Origin of the sequence: Paenibacillus sp. 598K (genome assembly GCF_003851045.1) — a bacterium.
Lineage (GTDB): Bacteria > Bacillota > Bacilli > Paenibacillales > Paenibacillaceae > Paenibacillus_D.
The window spans coordinates 267-4,870 of the sequence record NZ_BFBX01000014.1; the positions used below are offsets into that span (position 1 = coordinate 267).

The 4,604-nt window shown below is 54.5% G+C and carries 2 protein-coding genes and 1 pseudogene; all 3 read right to left on the reverse strand.

Annotated elements, in window-relative coordinates:
* Window positions 1–1,371 (reverse strand): annotated as a pseudogene (locus PA598K_RS06055) (hypothetical protein); the annotation flags it as partial.
* Window positions 1,372–1,463: 92 nt separating this feature from the next.
* Window positions 1,464–2,513 carry an S-layer homology domain-containing protein gene (locus PA598K_RS06060; protein WP_260405295.1) on the reverse strand — a complete coding sequence of 350 codons (1,050 nt, stop codon included), beginning with the start codon at window positions 2,511–2,513 and terminating at the stop codon, window positions 1,464–1,466.
* Window positions 2,514–2,591: 78 nt separating this feature from the next.
* Window positions 2,592–4,604, reverse strand: a 2,013-nt coding sequence (locus PA598K_RS06065; protein WP_128656111.1) for a cohesin domain-containing protein, incomplete at its 5' end; no start/stop codon positions are given.

The following is a 4,604-nucleotide window of genomic DNA, read 5'->3' on the forward strand; positions in this document are numbered from 1 at the left end:
GAGCGCCGGGTTGACGACCGCTGTCTGCGTGAATCTCGGCGTAATCGTCGAACCGTCAGTCAGCTTGATCTCGCGATCCACGTTGATGCGGTAATTGAGGATCGCCGAGAAGGCGTTTTGCAGGTTGCCGGAAACCATCGCGCCGGAGGTGTAGCCGTAAGCATCCCAAAACTCAAATTCGAGGATGATGTAGCGTCCGCTAGCCGGCGTATCGGTTACGAGATCCTCAGATCCCGGTGCGGGCGACAGGTACCCAAGCGGCTCGGGAGCGTCGTTGACATACACTCTGGTAATATTACGATAGCCATCGAAAATGAGTGTCGAGCCATCCAGCCTTGTGTTCATGGCAGCTGCCGTAAACATGTCGGCGTTCAAGTCGGCCAGGTTGGCCGCGTTACCTTCGCCAAGGTCGATGATCGCCGCTGTCGTCACGTTGCCGACAGAGAAGATGTCGTTATACACCGTGAACGGCAGCTCTCCTGCGTTTGCAGCCGCCTTGAATGTGGCGTGGATCGTGGTGCCGCTGGCAGTAACCTTCTGAATGGTGTACGTGTTGTCTGTCATAGCCACTTCTTCGTCGTTCACCGTAACGGTATCCACTTCGAATCCGAAGGCAGGGTTGAACGTGAAGGTCACATCTTCGCCATCGTTGACCCAGACATGGCCGGTCAGGGAGGACGGGCTCATACTGCCATTCGCGCCGGTCGATGCCATGACATAGTGCTGAACGCCCGCGGTCACGTTCGGCTCATACAGCCGCAGGGCCGGTGTCTCCTTGATCTGCTCCAGCAGTTGCGCGGCGCTCGTCGTGTTTGCCGCCCTGCTCTTGGAGGTGAAGCCGTCTTCCGTGCTCGTCAGAGCAAAGTTCCACTGGTTATTCCCACCCCATATGTACAGGGACACGGTGCCTTCCTCTTCATCCAGCACATGCAGCAGCATGCTCTGCTGGTTGCCATTGATAGCTGCGCCCGTTGTGTTGAGCGGCGCATGCTGGGCGTTAAAGCTCGATTCCCGTCTCAGCGGTTCCTTGCCCGCGCCTGGGCCGGGAGCGTTGTTTAACAGATAGTAGCCCGAGCCTTCGCCCAGACCGCCGGATGCCGCCGCCGTGTTGGCGCCACGGCCAAACTGCCAGATCATGTCGTCTGTTACTTCGGATGTAATGAGGTCCCCTTCGATAGTGACAGGCTTCGAAGCCATGCCAACCTGCGTGTCGCCGGTGACGTCGCCAGGTGTTTTGATTGTCGCTTGAGCGTTAGATAACGCGCCGTGCTCGGAAACTACGAGATAGCTTTTGCCAATCTCGACATTCGCAGGGTCGACCTGCCTCCACGTGTCGATTGGTCCTTGCGCTGCCTCCGCATGGCCCGACACAACTAAACCTGCTAGCATTGCAAAGCAAACCAAGAGAGCCACCATTCTACGCATTGAGCTACAACTCCTTTTTCTTTTTTGTGGTCTCCGGATCACTGATTCGATTCAAAGTCCATCATTCTCAAAATTAAGACCACTGCCTCCGCGCGAGTCGCGTTAGCCGCAGGCACAAATAAATTATTGCCTCTGCCGTTGATCAGCCCCGCATCCGCTGCCGCAGCAACGAAGGGGTGAGCCCAGGCTGCAATGCTGTCGGTATCGGCAAATGTCGGCTTCAATCCTTGATCAGGCACCATATTTAATGCCCGCATAACCATGGCTGCCATTTCGGTGCGGTTGATCAGCTGGTTCGGACGGAAGGTTCCGTCTTCGTATCCCGTAATCACGCCCGCCAATTGGGCTTCTGTAACAGACGGTCTAGCCCAATCCGGAATCGCGTCCAGATCGGCAAAATCAAAAGCTTCCCCGCCTTTGGACGTAAGCTCCATCGCCCGGGCGATCATCACGATAAACTCTGCTCGGGTGACATTATTTTGCGGGCGGAACGTGCCGTCGGGATAACCGTTCACGAAACCAAGTCCCGCTGCTCTTTCGATCTCCTGCTTCGCCCAGTGGTTATCAAGGTCAGTGAAGCTTACCGTTGGCGGTGGGGTGATATCGGCAGGTAGCACGCTCAGCTTTACATTAGCTACTGGATTCGTTGCGGTCAGGTCGCTCTTCACAAGCTTCGCCTGCTTCAGTTCGATCGCTGTCGGGTCATTGCTTGTACCGATGGCCTCAAACGTAAGCGTAGCCAGAACCACCCTTCCGTTTTCACCAGCAACCTTGCCAATCTTCGTATGGGCGAATACAAGCTCTCCACCCTCGGGAGCCATCGGAACGGAGAAGCCCTGCAAGGAGCTTTCCGCTTTCACATAACGCAAGCGACTTGGATCAAAGGTCAGCTTTATTTCATAGCCGTACACATCGGTCAAGTGGTCTCCAGTTACGGTAACCTGGATCGTCTGACCGACTGCTGGGCGTTCATTGTCTACAGTTAAGGTAAAGGAAGCATCCTGGGCAAACACGGTGAACGGAATGATAGCTAGCGATAGCATCAGAGCTAAATATAGGCCTAGCACTTTACGTCTCAGTCTCATCATGGGATCGATCCTTTTCTGTGAATTTTGAAGAGTGGAGAAACGGAGGTCGGCATCACGCCGGCCCCCGTGTTATATAGCTTACTGAAGAATAAGACGAGCCAATGCGGAAAGGTCTTCGATGTCGATCGTGCCGTCATTATTCAGGTCGAATTTCTTCACGTCATTCCAATCCGAGCTAGTCGAAGATTTACCATAAGCTTTGGCCATCAGAGCCAGGTCGCCTACGCTTGCGCGGTTGTCGTTGTTGAAGTCGCCTGGGATGACAGGCTTGCGAATCTCCACTTTGTGCGTATCGCCGTCAATCTCTGCCTCTACTCCCTCGCCATCGGCAAGGATGAGAAGCGTGACTGCGATATCCGCAACACCGGCGGTATCCTTTGCCTTGAAGCTAAGCTTGAACAGGTTCTGATTCGGGTTGTTTATGCTCTCATTCAGATGAGTGCCCAGAATACGAATCTTGCCTGGTTCGTTTTTTGTACCAACAATAGCAAACTTGTTTGAATCCACGGATACTGGCTGACCGACAAGCTCGAGCTTATCAGCGTCGTATTCGACCGTAATGTCTTGCGCATATACGTCCTGCTTCAAGCCTTCCAGTCCATAGGTCACATCAAAGGTAGCGCCAGTTTGCACCACATCCGGACCTGTCAACGTGGCCGAGCTGGTCGTGCCTTTTCTGTTCTGTGCGAACATCCAATCAAAAATGTTCTTCTCAGCGAACGCTTCTTGGCTTGGGCCATATCGGAAGCTGGCGTTGGATTGGCCAAGACGGTTGCTGTACACTTGAGCTTCGGTTTCGTGCGGCGTCCAGTCATAGCCATAGTACGGGAAGTTAAAGGCCTGGTTGGTATCCAGGACATTCACGTTGGCATTTGCAAATAAACCGCTTGCGCCTGCGCCTGTTGTGAAATATGTCGTCCAGGTTGTACCGGCGCCGTCATTCTTATGGGTATGCGCCCAAATGGACGTTTTGGCGAGCTCAGGATTCGCAGTAAGCTGTTCCACGGTTGGCAAGCTGCCGCCTGCAAGCGGAACGATCGCTGCCAGGAACTCGGGATTGCGGCTATAGAAGCCGAGTGTGTACATGCTGCCCATCGAGAAGCCGGACATATAGACACGGTTCGGATCCACCTTGCCCTCAGCAGCCAGTTTTTCCACGTAAGCGATAAGCGCCTCATTATTTTCCTGATTGTTCGCATGGTTCTGCGCAGCTATAATGTGCGCGTTGTACTTGCCTGGGTTCTCCAGTTGGCGTTTGGAGAGTACAGCTGCGCCATTCGCGGTTGCCATGGGTGCGAAGTAGTCGCCCGCTGGGCCGCCGCGGCCACCGCCATGGTTGTAGATGAACAGCGGAAGCGGACCATTCTCTTTCCAGGACTCGTCGATCGAGATCAGGATGTCCATGCTGCCGGTTCCGTCCGGATTCGTTTTGTCCGGGACAAACTTGTTGAGCGCCGGGTTGACGACCGCTGTCTGCGTGAATCTCGGCGTAATCGTCGAACCGTCAGTCAGCTTGATCTCGCGATCCACGTTGATGCGGTAATTAAGGATCGCCGAGAAGGCGTTTTGCAGGTTGCCGGAAACCATCGCGCCGGAGGTGTAACCATTGGCATTCCAGAACTCAAACTCTACGATAATGTAGCGTCCGCTCGCTGGCGTATCCTTGACGAGGTTATCCGAGCCCGGTGCGGGCGAGATGTAACCAAGCGGCTCAGGAGCGTCATTGACATAGACTCTGGTAATATTGCGGAACCCGTCGAAAATGTTGGTCGTACCGTCAAGCCTTGTGCTCTTGCCAGCTGCCGTGAACATATCTGCGTTCAAGTCAGCCAGGTTGGCCGCGTTGCCTTCGCCAAGGTCGATGATCGCTGCTGTCGTCACGTTGCCGACAGAGAAGATGTCGTTATACACCGTGAATGGCAGCTCTCCTGCGTTTGCAGCCGCCTTGAAGGTGGCGTGGATTGTGGTGCCGCTGGCGGTAACCTTCTGAATGGTGTACGTATTGTCTTTTACTTCGACTGCTTCGTCGTTCACCGTGACCTTATCCACTTCGAATCCGAAGGCAGGATTAAACGTGAAGGTCACATCTTC

Bases quoted from the DNA above. Each gene is read 5' to 3' on its own strand.
- PA598K_RS06060 (WP_260405295.1), bottom strand. From the start codon at position 2,513: ATGATGAGACTGAGACGTAAAGTGCTAGGCCTATATTTAGCTCTGATG.